Origin of the sequence: Hymenobacter lutimineralis, assembly GCF_008271285.1 — a bacterium.
Taxonomy (GTDB): Bacteria; Bacteroidota; Bacteroidia; order Cytophagales; family Hymenobacteraceae; genus Hymenobacter; species Hymenobacter lutimineralis.
The window spans coordinates 67,440-81,871 of sequence record NZ_VTHL01000014.1; the positions used below are offsets into that span (position 1 = coordinate 67,440).

Consider the following 14,432-nt stretch of genomic DNA (forward strand, 5'->3'; position numbering starts at 1 on the left):
TTCGCTAAATCCTGGGCCGACGTGTAGCATGCCGACGGCAAAGCTTGGTTGGCAGCTTACAGATAGGAACAGCCTGTTGAACCATATAAAAAGAGGGTTGCCCCATGCGGGCAACCCTCTTTTTATGCTTTTTGAATTAATTCTTTCGTCTAAGAACGGTTGCTTACAAGTCGCGGCGCAGCAGCAGGTAGCTCAGGCCCCAGAATAAGGCTACGTAAGCTAGGGCAAAGGGCAGGGCCTGCGTGGGAAGCAAAGTGCCGCTGGGGCCGGCTACGGTGTCCAGCAGCTCCTGCCCGGGGGTAGGCGTGAGGCTGCCGAGCAGCTTGCCCGGAAAATAGCGGTCCAGTGAGTCCGGAACCTGGGAGCGTACCAGGGGCTCGACTACCCAGCTATACAGCAGAAAGGCAATGATGGCCAAACCACTTTTGCGCAGGGCAAAGGCCAGCAGCGCGGCCAGGCTCAGGTAGCCCAGGGCCTGCACCCCGTAGAGCCCCACGGCCCCCAGCTCGGCCGTGACGGCACCCGCGGCGGCCTCCGGTCCGCGGGTTAGGCCGAAAAACAAGCCCACGCCTAACACCACCAGCGTGGCGTAGCCCGTCAGCCCTAGCGCCACGCCTAGCTTGCTTTGCACCAGCTCGGCCCGGGAGGCTCCGTTGAGCACCTGCTGGCGAAACGTGCGGAACTGAAACTCGTCGGCAATGAGAATGATGAGCAGAATGCCCAGCAGCAGGTTGAAGTAGCTGGCCACGTACGTGAGCTTGCCCCACACGCCCGGAAACGCATACAGCGTATTGCCCAGGGCCTGCCCATTGATGACGGTACCGCTGCTCATACCCACAAAGCCCGCCAGCAGCACGGCGTAAAGTGCCAGCAGAATCCAGACGGTGCGGTAGGGCAGGAGCTTGCGAAGTTCAGCGCGGAAAAGCATAAGGGAAAGAGAAAAACAGAAGAGCTGACGGGCCTGCTGGCTGAACAAACGGCAGCAGCTGTGCCTTAGCCGAAATGGTGTGTGGGAGTTGGTCTGCTAGCTCGTTAGAGCCAGGAACTGACTTTCCAGGCTGCGGTGGCGGAGTTCCAGCCCCGCCAGCACGATGCCCTGCCGGAAAAGGGCCTCATTCAGGGCCGCCGGGTCGTGGGCCGAATCCAGGACGACACTCACCCGGCCTTCGGCTTCGGCCTGCACATCCGATATCCAGGGTAGTTGGGCCAGGGCTTCGCGGAGAGCTTGCAGAGAACTGGCGGGGCCGGGGCGCAGCACTACCCGGTCGGCGCTGGTGAGAATGTCACGCACGGCCCCGGCGGCACGTAGCTGTCCGCGTTGCAGCACCGCCACGTGGGTGCACACTTTTTCTATCTCATCGAGCAGGTGGCTGGCCAGAATGATGGTTTTGCCCTCGGCGGCCAGGCGTTGCACCAGCGTCCGTACCTCGGCAATGCCCTGCGGGTCGAGGCCGTTGGTGGGTTCATCCAGCACCAGTACTTCGGGCTGGCCCAGGAGCGTGGAAGCCAGAGCCAGGCGCTGCTTCATGCCCAGGGAAAACCCCTGAAAAGCGTCGTGCTGGCGGTTGCGCAGCCCAACGGTTTCGAGCACTTCGTCTAGCTGGCTGGTTGGGGCACGCTTTACTTCAGCCACCACTTGCAGGTTCTGGCGGGCCGAGAGGTAGGGATAAAAATTGGGCGTTTCGAGCAGCACGCCCACGCGGCGCTTACTGGCCGCCGACAGCGCCTGCCCAAACCACCGTACCGCGCCGGCCGTGGGGTTCAGCACTCCCAGGGCCAACCCCAGCGTGGTAGTTTTACCCGAGCCATTGGGCCCCAGCAGGCCATACACGCTGCCCGCCGGTACGTGCAGGGTCAGGTCACGCAGGGCTTCGGTGCCGCCGTAGCGCTTGGAAAGGTGGTCGAGTTCAAGTACCATAAGGCTAATGGGTGGCGCTTCGCTAACGTGGAAAAGGTTCTGAAGCCCGCCTACATGCCCAGCCGCCGCTTCAGGGCCGGCAGCAAATGAGCCGGCCGGAAGCGCTGCGCCAGCTCGGCTATCAGCACCTGGTAAGGTAGCTTGGCTGCCTGGTCCTGGGGGGTAAGCTCTGCCGGCAAAAAAGGCGAGGAAGGAATGGACTGGTAAGTAATGGTGGCCGGTTGGGCTGGATTAGGCTGCGCCCGTCGGCCGCTGGCTAGGATAGCCTTGCGCGAAGGCCATTCAGGAGCGGGAACCGGAAAGCGCAGCAGCTCCAGGTGCTCGAAGTGGGGCGCCATGAGGCGCAGCAAGTGGTCAGGATGAGGGGAAATCAGCTGCTTGTGCAGCTGCCCGGTTTCGTACTCGTGCCAGTCCCATACGGAGGCAACCATCCGCGTCAGCCCGCCAAAGCCGATAACCACCTCCTCGTATTTGGGCATCGGCCGGCTCATGTCCTCCCCATCGATGACGGGCAGGTAGACGTGCCCACCGGGCTGGGTCCAGGCAATGAGGTTGGCCACTACCTGCTCGACTTCCGCCACGGAGTCGACGTAGATGTAGGCGCCCCACATGCAGGACACCAGGGACCAAGCCTCCCGCCATTCGGGGTGGGCATCACGAAAGTCGCCTTCTTGCAGAAACAGCGCGTCGGGGTTGGCGCGCTGGGCCTCGCCGAGCATCCCCGGCGACTTGTCGAGGCCCGCTCGGGGTACACCGGGAAACTGGCTGAGCATATTGCATACGCAGCATCGTATACTTCCAGGAGGGCTTCAGGTTTCATGGGCAAGGAGAAACGTACAGGTTAAACAACGCGAAAGAGCGTCCAATACCGGATAGCGCTGGTTTGGCCAAGGTAGCGCCTTTCCTTGATGTTGTTGTCTGACCGGGCCGGTAAGCCAACCGGAAATGGCCGGTACAAGAAAAGCGGCCTGGCAAAGTCCGGCAGGCCGGGCGCCGGTAAGCGCGGGGGCCAGGCGGCTTAATCGCCCGTCGTGTTCAGGGCGCCGCCCTGCCAGCGCACCACCGGGTAGCGCAGGTGGGAAGGCTCGCAGTAGGGCGAGTGGCGATATACAAACTCCAACTGGGCACTGGCGCTTTTGGCGAAGGCCGGGTCAGCTTTCTTCCGCTCCTCCAGCTGCTGGCGCAGCTTAGGGTCGCGGCGGAGCAGGTCGGCGGCCACATCTTCGAATACGTAGTCGGAGAAGTGTTCTTTTTGCTGCAGCACGCTGTCGAAGAAGCCCCAGGCAAAAAACGAGTCGGTGGCCTGGGGCTCCAGCGTTTCGATGGCAAACCGGCGGTGGGGCTGGTCGAGGCTCACCACGTAGTCGCCGCGGTAAAAGCGCTGCTTCTGCTGCTCTTGGCGCACCTGTAGGCGGCTGTGCAGGTAGTGGCCCTCGTAGGGGCGGGGCACGGTGGCAAAGTCGCCTAAGTAATATACTTCGGCTGTAAGGGTGGTGTCGCGCGACAGGCGGCGCAGTTGCACGCCCCCGCGCCGCAGCCGCTCGGCTACTTCCCCCCAGGCCTGGGGCAGCACGTAGGCTTGCGGGGCCTGCACCTGCACGGCGGGCCGGAAGGTATTAAAGTACTTTACCGGTTTGGTGTACGGGGCCTTCTGGTCGTAGTAGAGGCGGGGCAGGCCGCTGACCTCACTGGCTTTGGTGCGGCCCTCATAGCCGCGGAACTGGAGGGTCTCGGCGCGGGTGGTGTCCAGCTGCCACACCAGCGGGAAGGTTTGCTGGGCGGCAGTCTGGCGGTTGGCCTCGGCCCGGGCCTTGCCCAGCTCCTCCGCGCTCAGGTGCAGCTGCTGGAGCAGCAGATACAGAAAGTCGTAGGTGGCTTTTACGCGGGGCCGGTAGGCCTTCAGCATATGGGTTTCGGTGATAAACCCAATGGTGTTGAACAGGGCCGCGTAGCCGGAGGAGTAGCGTGGCGTTTCCAGAAAGCCCTGCAGGCCCCGGGCATCGGGGGTGCGGCCCTCAAAGTCTACGTAGGGCGTCAGGGGCCATTGGCGCTGCTCCATGCCCTGGTAGAGGGAGGGCAGCAGGCGGCCGGTGAGGTAGGCACTCAAGGCCGGGTGCAGCTTGTCTTTCTGCGTGGCAATGAGCGTCATGGTATACTGGTAGTCGGCGCCGTTGGAGGTATGGGTATCCACAAACACCTCGGGCTGCCATTTCTGAAACAGGTCGGCAAACGACTGCGCATTGCGCGAGTCTTGCTTTACGTAGTCGCGGTTCAGGTCGAGGTTGCGGGCATTGCCCCGGAAACCGAAGCTTTCCGGCCCGTTCTGGTTGGCGCGGGAAGTGGAGTTGCGGTTCAGGGCCCCATCCACGTTGTAAATAGGAATGATGACGACCGTGAGGTGGTCGAGCAGGGGCCGCAGCGCCGGCTCCCGCACCAGGTCGCGGGCCAGCATCATGGAAGCATCAATACCTTCTGGCTCGCCGGGGTGAATACCATTCTGAATAAGCACCACCTGGCGCTTGGCCGCCCGGGTGCCCACGGGGTCATTCTGGCCGTCGGCCGAAATAACGACTTCGTGCAGGGGCCGGCCCGAGTCAGTGGTGCCTGCCCGGCGCATGGTTACTTCCGCGTACCTGGTATCCAGGCGCTGGTAATAGTCGATGCACTCCTGGTAAGTAGCGGTGGTGTTGCCATTACCTTTCTCAAAAGGTGTAAGCCAGTCAGCAGCTGCTACGGAACTAGTTGGTTGAGGAAAGGGAACGGTGGCAGTCGGGGAGCCCGCCAGCAGGGCGGCAAGTAATACTGAAAACATAGTGGAAGGGAAAGCGCCGAAAAAATTGAGCTTCGGCGCACAGCGGGGCAAAATACCCGGATAGGCTAGTAGCGGCGGCGGGGTGCCGGAAACAGGGCTTGGTCGAGGCTGTAGCGGCCGGGGCCCACAAAGAGCAGCCCCGCAAACACAAACGCCGACTCGAGGGCGTGGGAGTAGCCGGAAAACCCTTCGCCCTGGCTGAGGTGGCTAATGGTGGCCATGATCATGGTGCAGAGTAAGAGCAGGCAGGCCACCCGGAAAAACAACCCCAGCGCCAGCAGCTGCCCGCCCACGGCCTCCGCAACGGCCGCCAGGAAGCCCCAGAAAGCCGGCGCGAAATGGATACCCAACGTCCCCATGGTTTCGCCCAGTGAAGTCCAGTTTTCCGGACCGCCGATGAGCTTGGGGTAGCCGTGGATGGTGAACATTACGCCCAGTCCTACCCGCAGCAGCAACAGCCCAAAATCCTGTAAGCGGTAGATGTTGGAAAAGAATTTCATAGGGAAATACGACCGGCGGAACGGTGGGAAGAGCGAGGTGGGAAGCCGGCGCGGCCAAAGTACACGTTTTAGGGCGGAATGCCGCGCCGTGCCCCACAAGCCTAGCGGAAAAGTAATACCCCGCGGATGGGCGTGGCGGGGGGCAGGTCGCGGGGCTGTCGGGGCACGCGGTCCAGGTCCTTGCCATCCAACTGCCAGGACATGCGCACCTCGTCGGAAACGGCTACCAGCCCGGCGTCGGCCAGCTCCACCGTGTTGATACCGTAGCGGGAGCGGGCCAACCCAACCGGGGAGCCCACGCCCACGCCCTCGGCCGTACGGTAGTGGGGGCTGGTTACCTGCACGCGCCAGAGGCGGTAGCCTTCTTCCTCGTCGCCGACCAGCTCCAGCAGCAGGGGCGGGGCCGTGGGGTGCTCGGGGTCCTGCAGCTCATACCCGGGGTAATCGATGCCTTCCAGCTGCCGGGTAGTGCGGCGCAGCAGGTGGGCCGGAACCAACTCCCGCAGCGCACTTTCCCGCATGTTGAGGCGCAACATACCCACCCGGCCGGGAGCCAGCAGGTGCAGAGAGTCGGGCGCGGGGGGCAGGGCGGCGGGGGCTGGGGTAGGCGTCGGCGGCATCTGCTGGGGCGTGGCAACGCCGGGCTGGGTTGCCGGGGAGGCGGGGCGGCGGGAGGCAGATTCTTCGCAGCCGATGAGCAGCGCGCCCACCGCCAGCGCCGCGGCCAGGAAGGTCAGGGTAGATTTCACGCCCCAACATACGCACCGGTTGGCACGTTGTTGATACCAGGGTAGCGGACCAGGTCTGCCTGCGTTCTACCTTTGCTTCGTCTTTTTTGCCTTATCTACTGATGCTCATGCCTGACTCCGCCGCTAAGCCCCTGATTCTGATAACCAACGACGACGGCATCACGGCCCCCGGCATTGCCACCCTGGTGCGCGTGATGCGCCGCCTGGGCGAAGTGGTGGTGGTAGCGCCTAACTCCCCGCAGTCGGGCATGGGCCACGCCATCACCATCGGCCACCCGCTGCGCCTCGACCGCAGCACCATTTTTGCCGATATCGAGGCCTATGAATGCAGCGGCACTCCCGCCGACTGCGTAAAGCTGGCCAAGCACCACGTCCTCAAAGACCGGCGCCCCGACCTAGTGGTATCCGGCATCAACCACGGCTCCAACTCCTCGGTAAATGTGCTCTACTCGGGTACGATGTCGGCCGCCATTGAAGCCGCTATTGAGGGGCTGCCGGCCATTGGCTTTTCGCTGTGTGAGTACGGGCACAACGCCCGGTTTGCCCACACCGAGGAGTGGGTAGAGCACATAGCCCGGCAGGCGCTGGCCCAGGGCATTCCGGCGGGCGTGGCCCTGAACGTGAATATTCCCAAGGTTTCCGACACGCCCATTGCAGGTATCCGCCTTTGCCGGCAGGCCCGGGCCAAGTGGCAGGAAGAGTTTGACCTGCGCCACGACCCATATAACCGCCCCTACTACTGGCTGCGCGGGGCCTTCGTCAACCACGATCAGGGCGAAGACACCGATGAGTGGGCGCTGGCGCACAACTTCGTATCGGTGGTGCCCTGCCAGTTCGACCTGACGGCCTATCGGGGCCTGGCGCAGCTGGAGGAGCAGTGGCAGCTGCACCTGCCCGGTCACCCCGAGCCTGCTTCGTTGCCGCCGGCCCGGCCCATTCAGCCCGAGGACTACGGCGTGGTGAACCCCTGACACTGCCGGCCCGGGGCCGGTGGTTAGGAGGTGTGATGCGGCCGACCTACGTGCTTGCGGGGGTGGAGCGGGCCCGGGTGCTTGCGCACCACGGGAATATGGCGCACGAGGGGGCGCGGGAGATGCCCGGCCGTGGGGCGGGCGTATTCCAGGCTCAGGGCCAGCCCCAGCAGTGCTAGCAGGAGCAGGGCCGGGGCCAGCAGCAGGAAAGAAGATTTGGGGAAACGCGCCACGGGTGGGAGGCAGGAAAAGGCCAGAGACCCGAATATGCAAGGGGCTCTATGAAATCAGCATGAAGCTGGTTTATAGCTCTTCCGAACCAAACGTCAGGACAAACGTGGTACCCTGGTCTACCGTTGATTCTACGGTGAGCGTGGCTTCGTGGAAAGCCGCAATGGTGCGGGCAATGGGCAGCCCCAGGCCGTAGCCTTCGGGGGCTCCGGTACCGCCGGCAAAGCGCCGGAACCGGTCAAACAAGTGAGGCAGGTTTTCGGGCGCAATGCCCGGCCCCGTATCCTGCACGCGTACCGCGTAGCCCCCGTTGGCCGTGGGGCGCCCCAGCACCGCAATGCTACCACCGGTACGGTTGTACTTCACGGCGTTGCTGAGCAGGTTGAGCAACAGCGTGAAAAGCAAGGTGCGGTTGGCCCGCGGCACTACGTACTCGGGCTGCAGGTCCACCGTCAGGCTGATGTCGCGCTGCTGCAGCCGGTCGTCCAGCTCTTCGGCTACTTCGGCCAGCACCGAGGCCAGGGGCACGGCCTCGTCGCGCAGGTAGCGGGCATTTTCAATGTTGGCAATCAGCAGCAGGGTTTTTACCGTGTTACGCAGTCGGTACAACGTCCGCTGCGACTCCACAATCTTGAGCGAGTGAGCCTCAGGCAGCGTGGCGTCCTGCAGCATGTTCTCGAAGCGTGACTGCAGCACGCTCACCGGGGTGAGCAGCTCGTGGGAGACGTTCGACATAAACTCGCGCTCCTTGGCAAAGGCCGATTCCAGGGCCCGCATCATGGTGTTCAAGCTGTCGTCGAGCCGCCGGAAGTCGGTGGTGGATGTCGTAACCGGCTCAAATGTGAAAGCCGATGGATGACGTACCCCGCGTAGCTTTCGGGTTATCAGGTAGCGCAGGGGGCGCAGCAGGTAATGGGCAAATACCGCGTCGGTGCCAATGGTAAGCGCGGCCCCTACTACCAGCACCCACAGGGCCATGCGGCGCAGGGTGGCCGTGAGCAGCTCCACCGTAGCCAGGCTGCTGCCTATTTCAAGGCGGTAGGTGCGCTGGTCCGGCCCCAGAAAAGTGTAGCTCAGAATCCGGAAATCCTCGATTTCCTTTTCCACCTGGCGGGGCTCATCAAAAATTCGCTCGTTGGGTACGGCGGCCGTGGTTGTTTCGGGGGTGATGGAAATGTACTCCTGCTTCAGGATGTTGTAGTCGGCGTAGGCTTCGCTCTGCTTTTCGCGCACGAAGGCTACCAGCCCGTCGCGGCGGATAAGGGCCAGCATTTCCTCTTTTTTCTGGTGCAGGTGCTGGTCGGTATGCGCATTGGCCACACGCCCCACAATGGGCGGAATCACCAGGGCGCCCAGCACCACCAGCAGCAGCTTGGAGAGGGCATTGAACAGGGCCAGCTTGGCTTCTAAGCGCACGGGAAAGAGAAAGTGAAGAGGTAGTGCTTTTTATTAGGCCGTCCTGCGGAGCGGAGTCGAAGCATTTCTCCCGCTTCGTTGTAGCGCTGTTTGATTTGCCAGAGCTAGCGCTGCTTCGACTTCGCTCAGCAGGACAGTGCACGGAGGAAATCAATCCAAAACTTCTACGGTTGCGTGGTAGCTTCCACGCGCTGCAGATCCAGGTCTTGGAAATCGTAGCTGAAATCGGTGAGCGGGGAAATGGGCTTCATCTTGAAGCCGGTGGCCCGGCCCTGCTCGTCGAAGGTAAAGGAGGCAAAGGCATCGGCGTTGAAGCTGCGCTCCTTCCAGCGCACCACGTAGGTATTGCCGCGGTAGGGCAGCACTTGGCCCAGCAGGCGCGGGGCGCGCACGGAGCGCAGCCACAGCTGGGGGCCCTGGGCCGTGAGGGTCACGTCGCCCAGCCAGGCATCGTGGTAGCGGCCGGCCAGCGGGGCGTAGTCGGGGCGCTTGGGGGCGGCTTTCTGGGCGGCGGCTACCTGCTTCCACACGGCGGCAGTAGCCAGCATGTCGGCGCCCTGCGCCTTGCTCATGCGGTCTGCCATTTCCTGCACGCGGTCCAGGCCCTGCACGCCCAGGTAGTGGTCTTCGATGTGGTTGCTGACGGCGGTGAAGGCCGCGCCGCTTTCCTGGTTGGTCAGCACAATGATGCCCAGCCGCAGCTCCGGAATCAGCAGCACTTTCGTTACCATCCCAATCTCGCCACCGGTGTGCGATACTTCCTTGTAGCCGCGCACGTCGCGCAGAAACCAGCCCAGGCCGTAAGCTGCGAAGTGCGTATTGTAGGGCGAAGGCGCCGCGCTGACGGGCAGAATTGTCTGGGGCGTCCACAGCTCGCGCTGGGTGGTGGGCTTGAGCAGCGAAGCTGGGGCGCCAGGGCCGCCGAGCAGCATCAGGGCCCACTTGCTCAGGTCATTTACGCTGCTGTACATGCCCCCGGCGGGCCCGATGAGCGTGTTCAGGTCGCGCCGCACTACCTGCACCTTGCCATCCACCGGCCCATGCCCGTCGATGACGTTGGTGCGGTCGGGCAGTCGGGCGTACAGGGTGGCGCTGCGGCTCATACCCAGGGGCTTGAGCAGGCGCGTTTCCACGAAATCGGCCCAGGGCTGCCCGGCTACGCGCGCCACAATCTCGCCGGCTACCAGATAGAGGTTGTTGTCGTAGTCATACTTGCTGCGAAACGACGACACTGGCTTGAAGTAGCGCAGGTTATGAATCACGTCCTTGATGGTGAAGTCGGCCGAGTCGGGAAACATCATCAAATCCCCGGCACCCAGGCCCAGGCCGCTGCGGTGCGTGAGCAGGTCGCGCACCGTAAACTCGGCCGTCACGTAGGGGTCGTACATGCGGAACTCCGGGATGTGGTCGGTCACCTTGTCATCCCAGCGCAGCTTGCCTTCCTCCACCAGCAGCCCCAGGGCCGCCGCCGTGAAGGCCTTGGTATTAGAGGCAATGCCGAACAGCGTGTTGGCATCCATAGGCGCTTTGGTAGCCAGGGAGCTGACGCCGTAGCCCTTGGCCAGCACCACCTGCCCGTCTTTCACTACCGCCACGGCAATGCCGGGCACATCGAAGGCCTTAAGCGTGCGGTTGACCACGGCATCCAGGGCAGCCTGGTCGAGAGGCGGGGAAGTGACAGGCGAAGCAGGCGCCTGGGCGGCAACGGGCTGCGCAAGCAGGAGCAGGCCCAGCAAACTGCCGAGCAAGGAAAGTCGATACATCAGGAAAAGCAAAAAGGATGGGCAAGACTCCGGCAGACCGGTCCGGCAAAGTAGCGGGTTTTTCGCCAGCGCAACAGTTTCCCGCACGATGTAGAGACGCGACATTTCGCGTCTCCACGTTGAACGGTAATCATTGGAACTGCGCGGCCGACGAGACGCGACACTTCGCGTCTCTACATCAACCTGGCTGAACTCGCCTATTCGCTCATTCACTCTTGGCCCGGTAACCGATGCCGCGCACGGTTTCGAGGAAGTCGGCGGGGGAGTACTGGGCCAGCTTTTTGCGCAGGTTTTTGATATGCACGTCGATGTAGTTGGAGTCGGAATCGTCTTCCAGCACGTTGCCCCACAGATGCTCCCCCAGCTGCAGGCGCGTGAGCACGCGGCCCCGGTGCAGCAGCAGGTAGTGCAGCAGGTCGAATTCCTTTTTGGTTAGGTTGATTTCCTGGTCCTGGTAGCGCAGGGTGCGCCCGGTGGCATCGAGCACGAAGCCGGGGCCGAAGGTCAGCTCTTGGCGCTTGAGCCCGAACTTGCGGCGCACAATGGCCTGCATGCGGCTGGTGAGCTCCAGCAAAGAAAAGGGCTTGGGCAGGTAGTCGTCGGCGCCCAGGTCGAGGCCCCGGATCCGGTCGTCGAGGGCACCACGGGCCGTGAGGATGATGAAGGCCGCTTCCTGCCGCTCGTTCTGGCGGGCTTCGCGCAGCAGCTGCAGCCCGTCGCCGTCGGGCAGGCCCAGGTCCAGCAGCACGAAGTCGTAGCTGTTGACGTAGATTTTCTCCGAGGCCTCGGCGTAGGTGTAGGCCGAATCGACCAGGTATTGGGCCTCGCGCAAAAACTGGCGCACTTCGTTGTGGAGGCTTTTTTCGTCTTCGACGAGCAGAACGTGCATGGGGTACAGGCTAGGTGGGTGGGCGGGTAGCGGCCGGGCTACCCTTGCAACATACGCACCCCGTGCGTGAAATGTAGATGAAGCCCCCGGCCGAAAGTGCCGCCGAAGGCTTTATCTTCCCGCCGCACATTTATCTCTGTAAAGCTTATGCGCTTTTTTCGATGGGTTCTGGCCGCGGCCTTGCTGACCGGACCAGCAGCTTTCTGGCCCGCGGCCGCCCAGGTGTACACCCAATCCGACCCGCTGGCCCACACGTTTTCCATCGTGGCCCGCGACCCGAAAACCGGCGACCTGGCCGTGGCCGTGCAAAGCCACTGGTTTTCCGTGGGCACCAGCGTATCCTGGGCCGAGGCCGGGGTGGGGGCCATTGCCACCCAGTCGTTCACCAACAAATCCTTCGGCCCGCGCGGACTGGCGCTGCTGAAAAGCGGCAAAACGGCCCAGCAAACCCTGGATGAGCTGCTGCGCACCGACGAAGGCCGCGACGTGCGCCAGGTAGCCGTAGTGGATAGCAAAGGCAACGTAGCCGTGCACACCGGCGCCAAGTGCATTGATATGGCCGGGCAGCAAACCGGGGCGCAGTTCTCGGTACAGGCCAATATGATGCTCACCGACAAAGTGCCCGGCGCCATGGCCCGCGCCTACGAGCAGGGCGCCGCGCTGCCCTTTCCCGAGCGGGTGCTGGCGGCCCTCGACGCGGCCCAGGCCGCGGGCGGCGACGTGCGGGGGCGGCAGTCCGCGGCGTTGCTGGTGGTACGTGCCCAGGCCAGCACCGCGCCCTGGGACGACCGGCTTATCGACCTTCGCGTGGACGATGCCGCCGAGCCCCTGAAGGAGCTGCGCCGCCTTTTGCAGCTGCACCGCGCCTACGAGCACATGAATGCCGGCGACCTGGCCGTAGAGAAAAACGACGTGCCCGGCGCTATTCGCGAGTACGAAGCCGCCGAAAAGCTTTTCCCCGACAACCTGGAAATGCGCTACTGGCACGCCATCAGCCTGGCCAACAAGCAGCAGGTGCCGGCCGCCCTGAAGCTGCTGCGCCCCATTTTCAAGCAGGACCCCAACTGGCGCACCCTCACCCAGCGCCTGCCCAAAGTAGGCCTGCTGACCGTGAGCGAGGCGGAGCTCCAGCAAATCCTGACCTTAAAATAGCCCCCGAATGCTACCCAAGAACGTTCTGACTTTGCTGGCGAGTCTGCTGATGCTGGCCGGCTGCGCCACCTCACACACCTCGCCTACCGTGGTGTACATCGTGCGCCACGCCGAAAAAGAACTTGCGCCCGGCCTCACCAACCCACCGCTGTCCCCCGCCGGCCAGCAGCGCGCCCAGGCCCTGCGCGACACGCTGGGCAAGCTGCCGTTCGCGGGCATCTTCTCCACGAACACCATGCGCACCTACACCACGGCCGAGCCACTGGCCGTTCTAAAGAAACAGCCGATTCTGCCCTACGATGCCAAACAGCTGCCCGCTCTGGCCGCCCGCATCCGGCGCGACTACCGGGGGCGTACCGTGCTGGTGGTTGGCCACTCCAATACCATTCTCGAAACTGCCGAAGCTCTGGGGGCCCGTCGCCCCGTACCCACCATCGGTAACGATGAGTACCACTACTTGCTGCAAGTCACCCTCCCCGCCGATACCACCCAAACTCCCAGCGCCGTAGCCCGTCGGTACGGGGCGGGCAGGCCCTAAAGCGTATGCCAGGTTGCCTTTTACGTGCAACAGTTGCCCTCGGCTGGTTACTTTAGGGCCACGACCTTAACTTCTCTTACTTCTCCTTTGATGCAATTTTTACGCGCTACCCTGGCCGCTGGCCTACTGCTGGCAGGCCTCGCGCTGCCCGCCGCCGCTCAGTCCAGCACCGCCAAAACCGACTCCCTCAACATCCGCAAGCTCTACGATGAAGCCCTGCTGCGCGGGCAGAGCTACGAGAACCTGCGCTACCTCACCGGGCAGATTGGCGGCCGTCTGAGCGGCTCACCCCAGGCCGAGCAGGCCGTACAGTGGGGCAAGCAGGTGATGGAAAAAATGGGCCTCGACCGGGTATACCTGCAGGAGGTGATGGTGCCGCACTGGGAGCGGGGCGCCAAAGAAAAGGCCGAAGCCAAACCCGGCAAGGGCAAGCCCGTGAGCTTTAACGTGTGCGCCCTGGGCGGCTCGGTGGGCGGCAAGCTGAAGGCGCAGGTGGTGGAAGTGCAGAGCCTACCGGAGCTGCGCGCCTTGCCGGCCGAGCAGGTGAAGGGCAAAATCGTGTTCTTCAACCGGCCCATGAACCCCACCTACATCGAAACGGGCCGGGCCTACGGGGAAGCCGGCGACCAGCGCCGCAGCGGGGCCGCCGAAGCGGCCAAGCGCGGGGCCATTGGGGCGCTGGTGCGCAGCCTCTCCCTGGCCCACGACGACTTCCCGCACACGGGCACCATGCGCTACGAAGACGGCGTGACCCGCGTGCCCGCCGCTGCCCTCAGCACCAACGGCGCCGACCAGCTAAGTGCTCTGCTGAAAGCCAACCCTACGCTCACCTTCGAGCTGGAAATGAGCTGCCGCGAGCTGCCCGACGTGAAAAGCTACAATGTGGTAGGCGAAATCAAAGGCTCGAAGTACCCCAACGAAATCATTACCGTAGGCGGCCACCTCGACTCCTGGGACCTGGCCCAGGGCGCCCACGACGACGGCACGGGCTGCGTGCAAAGCATGGAAGTGCTGCGCCTGCTGAAAGCCACCGGCCTGCGACCCGAGCGCACGGTGCGCGCCGTACTCTTCATGAACGAGGAGAATGGCAACCGCGGCGGCCTGAAATACGCCGAGCTGGCCAAAGCCGCCGGGGAGCAGCACCTGGCCGCTATGGAGTCGGATGGGGGAGGGTTTACCCCGCGTGGCTTCGGCATTGAGGGGCCGGCAGCCACCGTGCGCCAACTGCAGCAGTGGCAGCCGTTGTTTCAACCCTACGGCAGCGGCGAAATTGCTCCCGGCCACGGTGGTACGGACATCGGCCCCCTGAAAGACCAGGCCAAAGTGCTGATTGGCTACGAGTGCGACTCCCAACGCTACTTCGACATCCACCACACCGCCGCCGATACCTTCGATAAAGTAAACCGTCGGGAGCTGGAGCTCGGCAATGCCAGCATGGCGGCTTTGGTGTACCTGCTCAGCAAGTACGGGCTGTAAAAGGCAAAAAGTCCGCC

The 14,432-nt window shown here is 63.5% G+C and carries 14 protein-coding genes; 4 read left to right on the forward strand and 10 right to left on the reverse strand.

Annotation, left to right across the window (positions count from 1 at the left end):
* Nucleotides 1-163: 163 nt before the first annotated feature.
* From FY528_RS13610 to FY528_RS13635, 6 genes are all read right to left on the reverse strand, one after another.
* Complete coding sequence (locus tag FY528_RS13610; RefSeq protein ID WP_149071572.1) at nt 164-928, reverse strand: ABC transporter permease; 765 nt, start codon at nt 926-928, stop codon at nt 164-166.
* 96 nt (nt 929-1,024) lie between these two features.
* Nucleotides 1,025-1,918: an ABC transporter ATP-binding protein gene (locus tag FY528_RS13615; protein ID WP_149071573.1), complete on the reverse strand. Its 894-nt coding sequence runs from the start codon at nt 1,916-1,918 to the stop codon at nt 1,025-1,027.
* 50 nt (nt 1,919-1,968) lie between these two features.
* Nucleotides 1,969-2,691, reverse strand: coding sequence for a class I SAM-dependent methyltransferase (locus FY528_RS13620; RefSeq protein WP_149071574.1), 723 nt, complete (start codon nt 2,689-2,691; stop codon nt 1,969-1,971).
* Between the two features lie 245 nt (nt 2,692-2,936).
* Nucleotides 2,937-4,730, reverse strand: a complete 1,794-nt coding sequence (locus tag FY528_RS13625; protein WP_149071575.1) for a M14 family metallopeptidase — start codon at nt 4,728-4,730, stop codon at nt 2,937-2,939.
* Nucleotides 4,731-4,795: 65 nt separating this feature from the next.
* Nucleotides 4,796-5,230 carry a DoxX family protein gene (locus tag FY528_RS13630; RefSeq protein WP_149071576.1) on the reverse strand — a complete coding sequence of 145 codons (435 nt, stop codon included), beginning with the start codon at nt 5,228-5,230 and terminating at the stop codon, nt 4,796-4,798.
* Between the two features lie 101 nt (nt 5,231-5,331).
* Nucleotides 5,332-5,979 (reverse strand): hypothetical protein, encoded by a 648-nt coding sequence (locus FY528_RS13635; RefSeq protein WP_149071577.1) that lies wholly within the window; start codon nt 5,977-5,979, stop codon nt 5,332-5,334.
* Nucleotides 5,980-6,086: 107 nt separating this feature from the next.
* On the opposite strand from FY528_RS13635, the gene surE reads away from it, so the two are divergent.
* Nucleotides 6,087-6,950 (forward strand): 5'/3'-nucleotidase SurE, encoded by an 864-nt coding sequence (gene surE, locus FY528_RS13640; protein ID WP_373281620.1) that lies wholly within the window; start codon nt 6,087-6,089, stop codon nt 6,948-6,950.
* A 23-nt stretch (nt 6,951-6,973) separates the two neighbouring features.
* Here the strand turns inward: surE and FY528_RS13645 are convergent, their stop codons facing one another.
* The 4 genes from FY528_RS13645 to FY528_RS13660 all read right to left on the reverse strand — a co-directional run bounded on the left by FY528_RS13645 (nt 6,974) and on the right by FY528_RS13660 (nt 11,249).
* Nucleotides 6,974-7,183, reverse strand: a complete 210-nt coding sequence (locus FY528_RS13645) for a hypothetical protein (RefSeq protein WP_149071579.1) — start codon at nt 7,181-7,183, stop codon at nt 6,974-6,976.
* A gap of 70 nt (nt 7,184-7,253) precedes the next feature.
* Nucleotides 7,254-8,597, reverse strand: coding sequence for a sensor histidine kinase (locus tag FY528_RS13650; protein ID WP_149071580.1), 1,344 nt, complete (start codon nt 8,595-8,597; stop codon nt 7,254-7,256).
* A 164-nt stretch (nt 8,598-8,761) separates the two neighbouring features.
* Nucleotides 8,762-10,360 carry a serine hydrolase gene (locus FY528_RS13655; protein ID WP_149071581.1) on the reverse strand — a complete coding sequence of 533 codons (1,599 nt, stop codon included), beginning with the start codon at nt 10,358-10,360 and terminating at the stop codon, nt 8,762-8,764.
* Nucleotides 10,361-10,565: 205 nt separating this feature from the next.
* Nucleotides 10,566-11,249, reverse strand: a complete 684-nt coding sequence (locus tag FY528_RS13660; protein ID WP_149071582.1) for a response regulator transcription factor — start codon at nt 11,247-11,249, stop codon at nt 10,566-10,568.
* A 147-nt stretch (nt 11,250-11,396) separates the two neighbouring features.
* On the opposite strand from FY528_RS13660, the gene FY528_RS13665 reads away from it, so the two are divergent.
* The 3 genes from FY528_RS13665 to FY528_RS13675 all read left to right on the forward strand — a co-directional run bounded on the left by FY528_RS13665 (nt 11,397) and on the right by FY528_RS13675 (nt 14,415).
* Nucleotides 11,397-12,401: a DUF1028 domain-containing protein gene (locus FY528_RS13665; RefSeq protein WP_149071583.1), complete on the forward strand. Its 1,005-nt coding sequence runs from the start codon at nt 11,397-11,399 to the stop codon at nt 12,399-12,401.
* A gap of 7 nt (nt 12,402-12,408) precedes the next feature.
* Nucleotides 12,409-12,939: a histidine phosphatase family protein gene (locus tag FY528_RS13670; protein ID WP_149071584.1), complete on the forward strand. Its 531-nt coding sequence runs from the start codon at nt 12,409-12,411 to the stop codon at nt 12,937-12,939.
* A 90-nt stretch (nt 12,940-13,029) separates the two neighbouring features.
* Complete coding sequence (locus FY528_RS13675) at nt 13,030-14,415, forward strand: M28 family peptidase (RefSeq protein WP_149071633.1); 1,386 nt, start codon at nt 13,030-13,032, stop codon at nt 14,413-14,415.
* The last annotated feature ends 17 nt before the right edge of the window (nt 14,416-14,432 follow it).

What these genes read in the sequence shown, in the direction of transcription:
- FY528_RS13620 (WP_149071574.1), bottom strand. Translation starts at nt 2,691, where the DNA reads ATGCTCAGCCAGTTTCCCGGTGTACCCCGAGCGGGCCTCGACAAGTCG.
- FY528_RS13670 (WP_149071584.1), top strand. Translation starts at nt 12,409, where the DNA reads ATGCTACCCAAGAACGTTCTGACTTTGCTGGCGAGTCTGCTGATGCTG.
- FY528_RS13625 (WP_149071575.1), bottom strand. Translation starts at nt 4,730, where the DNA reads ATGTTTTCAGTATTACTTGCCGCCCTGCTGGCGGGCTCCCCGACTGCC.
- FY528_RS13610 (WP_149071572.1), bottom strand. Translation starts at nt 928, where the DNA reads ATGCTTTTCCGCGCTGAACTTCGCAAGCTCCTGCCCTACCGCACCGTC.
- FY528_RS13660 (WP_149071582.1), bottom strand. Translation starts at nt 11,249, where the DNA reads ATGCACGTTCTGCTCGTCGAAGACGAAAAAAGCCTCCACAACGAAGTG.
- FY528_RS13630 (WP_149071576.1), bottom strand. Translation starts at nt 5,230, where the DNA reads ATGAAATTCTTTTCCAACATCTACCGCTTACAGGATTTTGGGCTGTTG.
- FY528_RS13675 (WP_149071633.1), top strand. Translation starts at nt 13,030, where the DNA reads ATGCAATTTTTACGCGCTACCCTGGCCGCTGGCCTACTGCTGGCAGGC.
- FY528_RS13655 (WP_149071581.1), bottom strand. Translation starts at nt 10,360, where the DNA reads ATGTATCGACTTTCCTTGCTCGGCAGTTTGCTGGGCCTGCTCCTGCTT.
- FY528_RS13665 (WP_149071583.1), top strand. Translation starts at nt 11,397, where the DNA reads ATGCGCTTTTTTCGATGGGTTCTGGCCGCGGCCTTGCTGACCGGACCA.
- FY528_RS13615 (WP_149071573.1), bottom strand. Translation starts at nt 1,918, where the DNA reads ATGGTACTTGAACTCGACCACCTTTCCAAGCGCTACGGCGGCACCGAA.
- surE (WP_373281620.1), top strand. Translation starts at nt 6,087, where the DNA reads ATGCCTGACTCCGCCGCTAAGCCCCTGATTCTGATAACCAACGACGAC.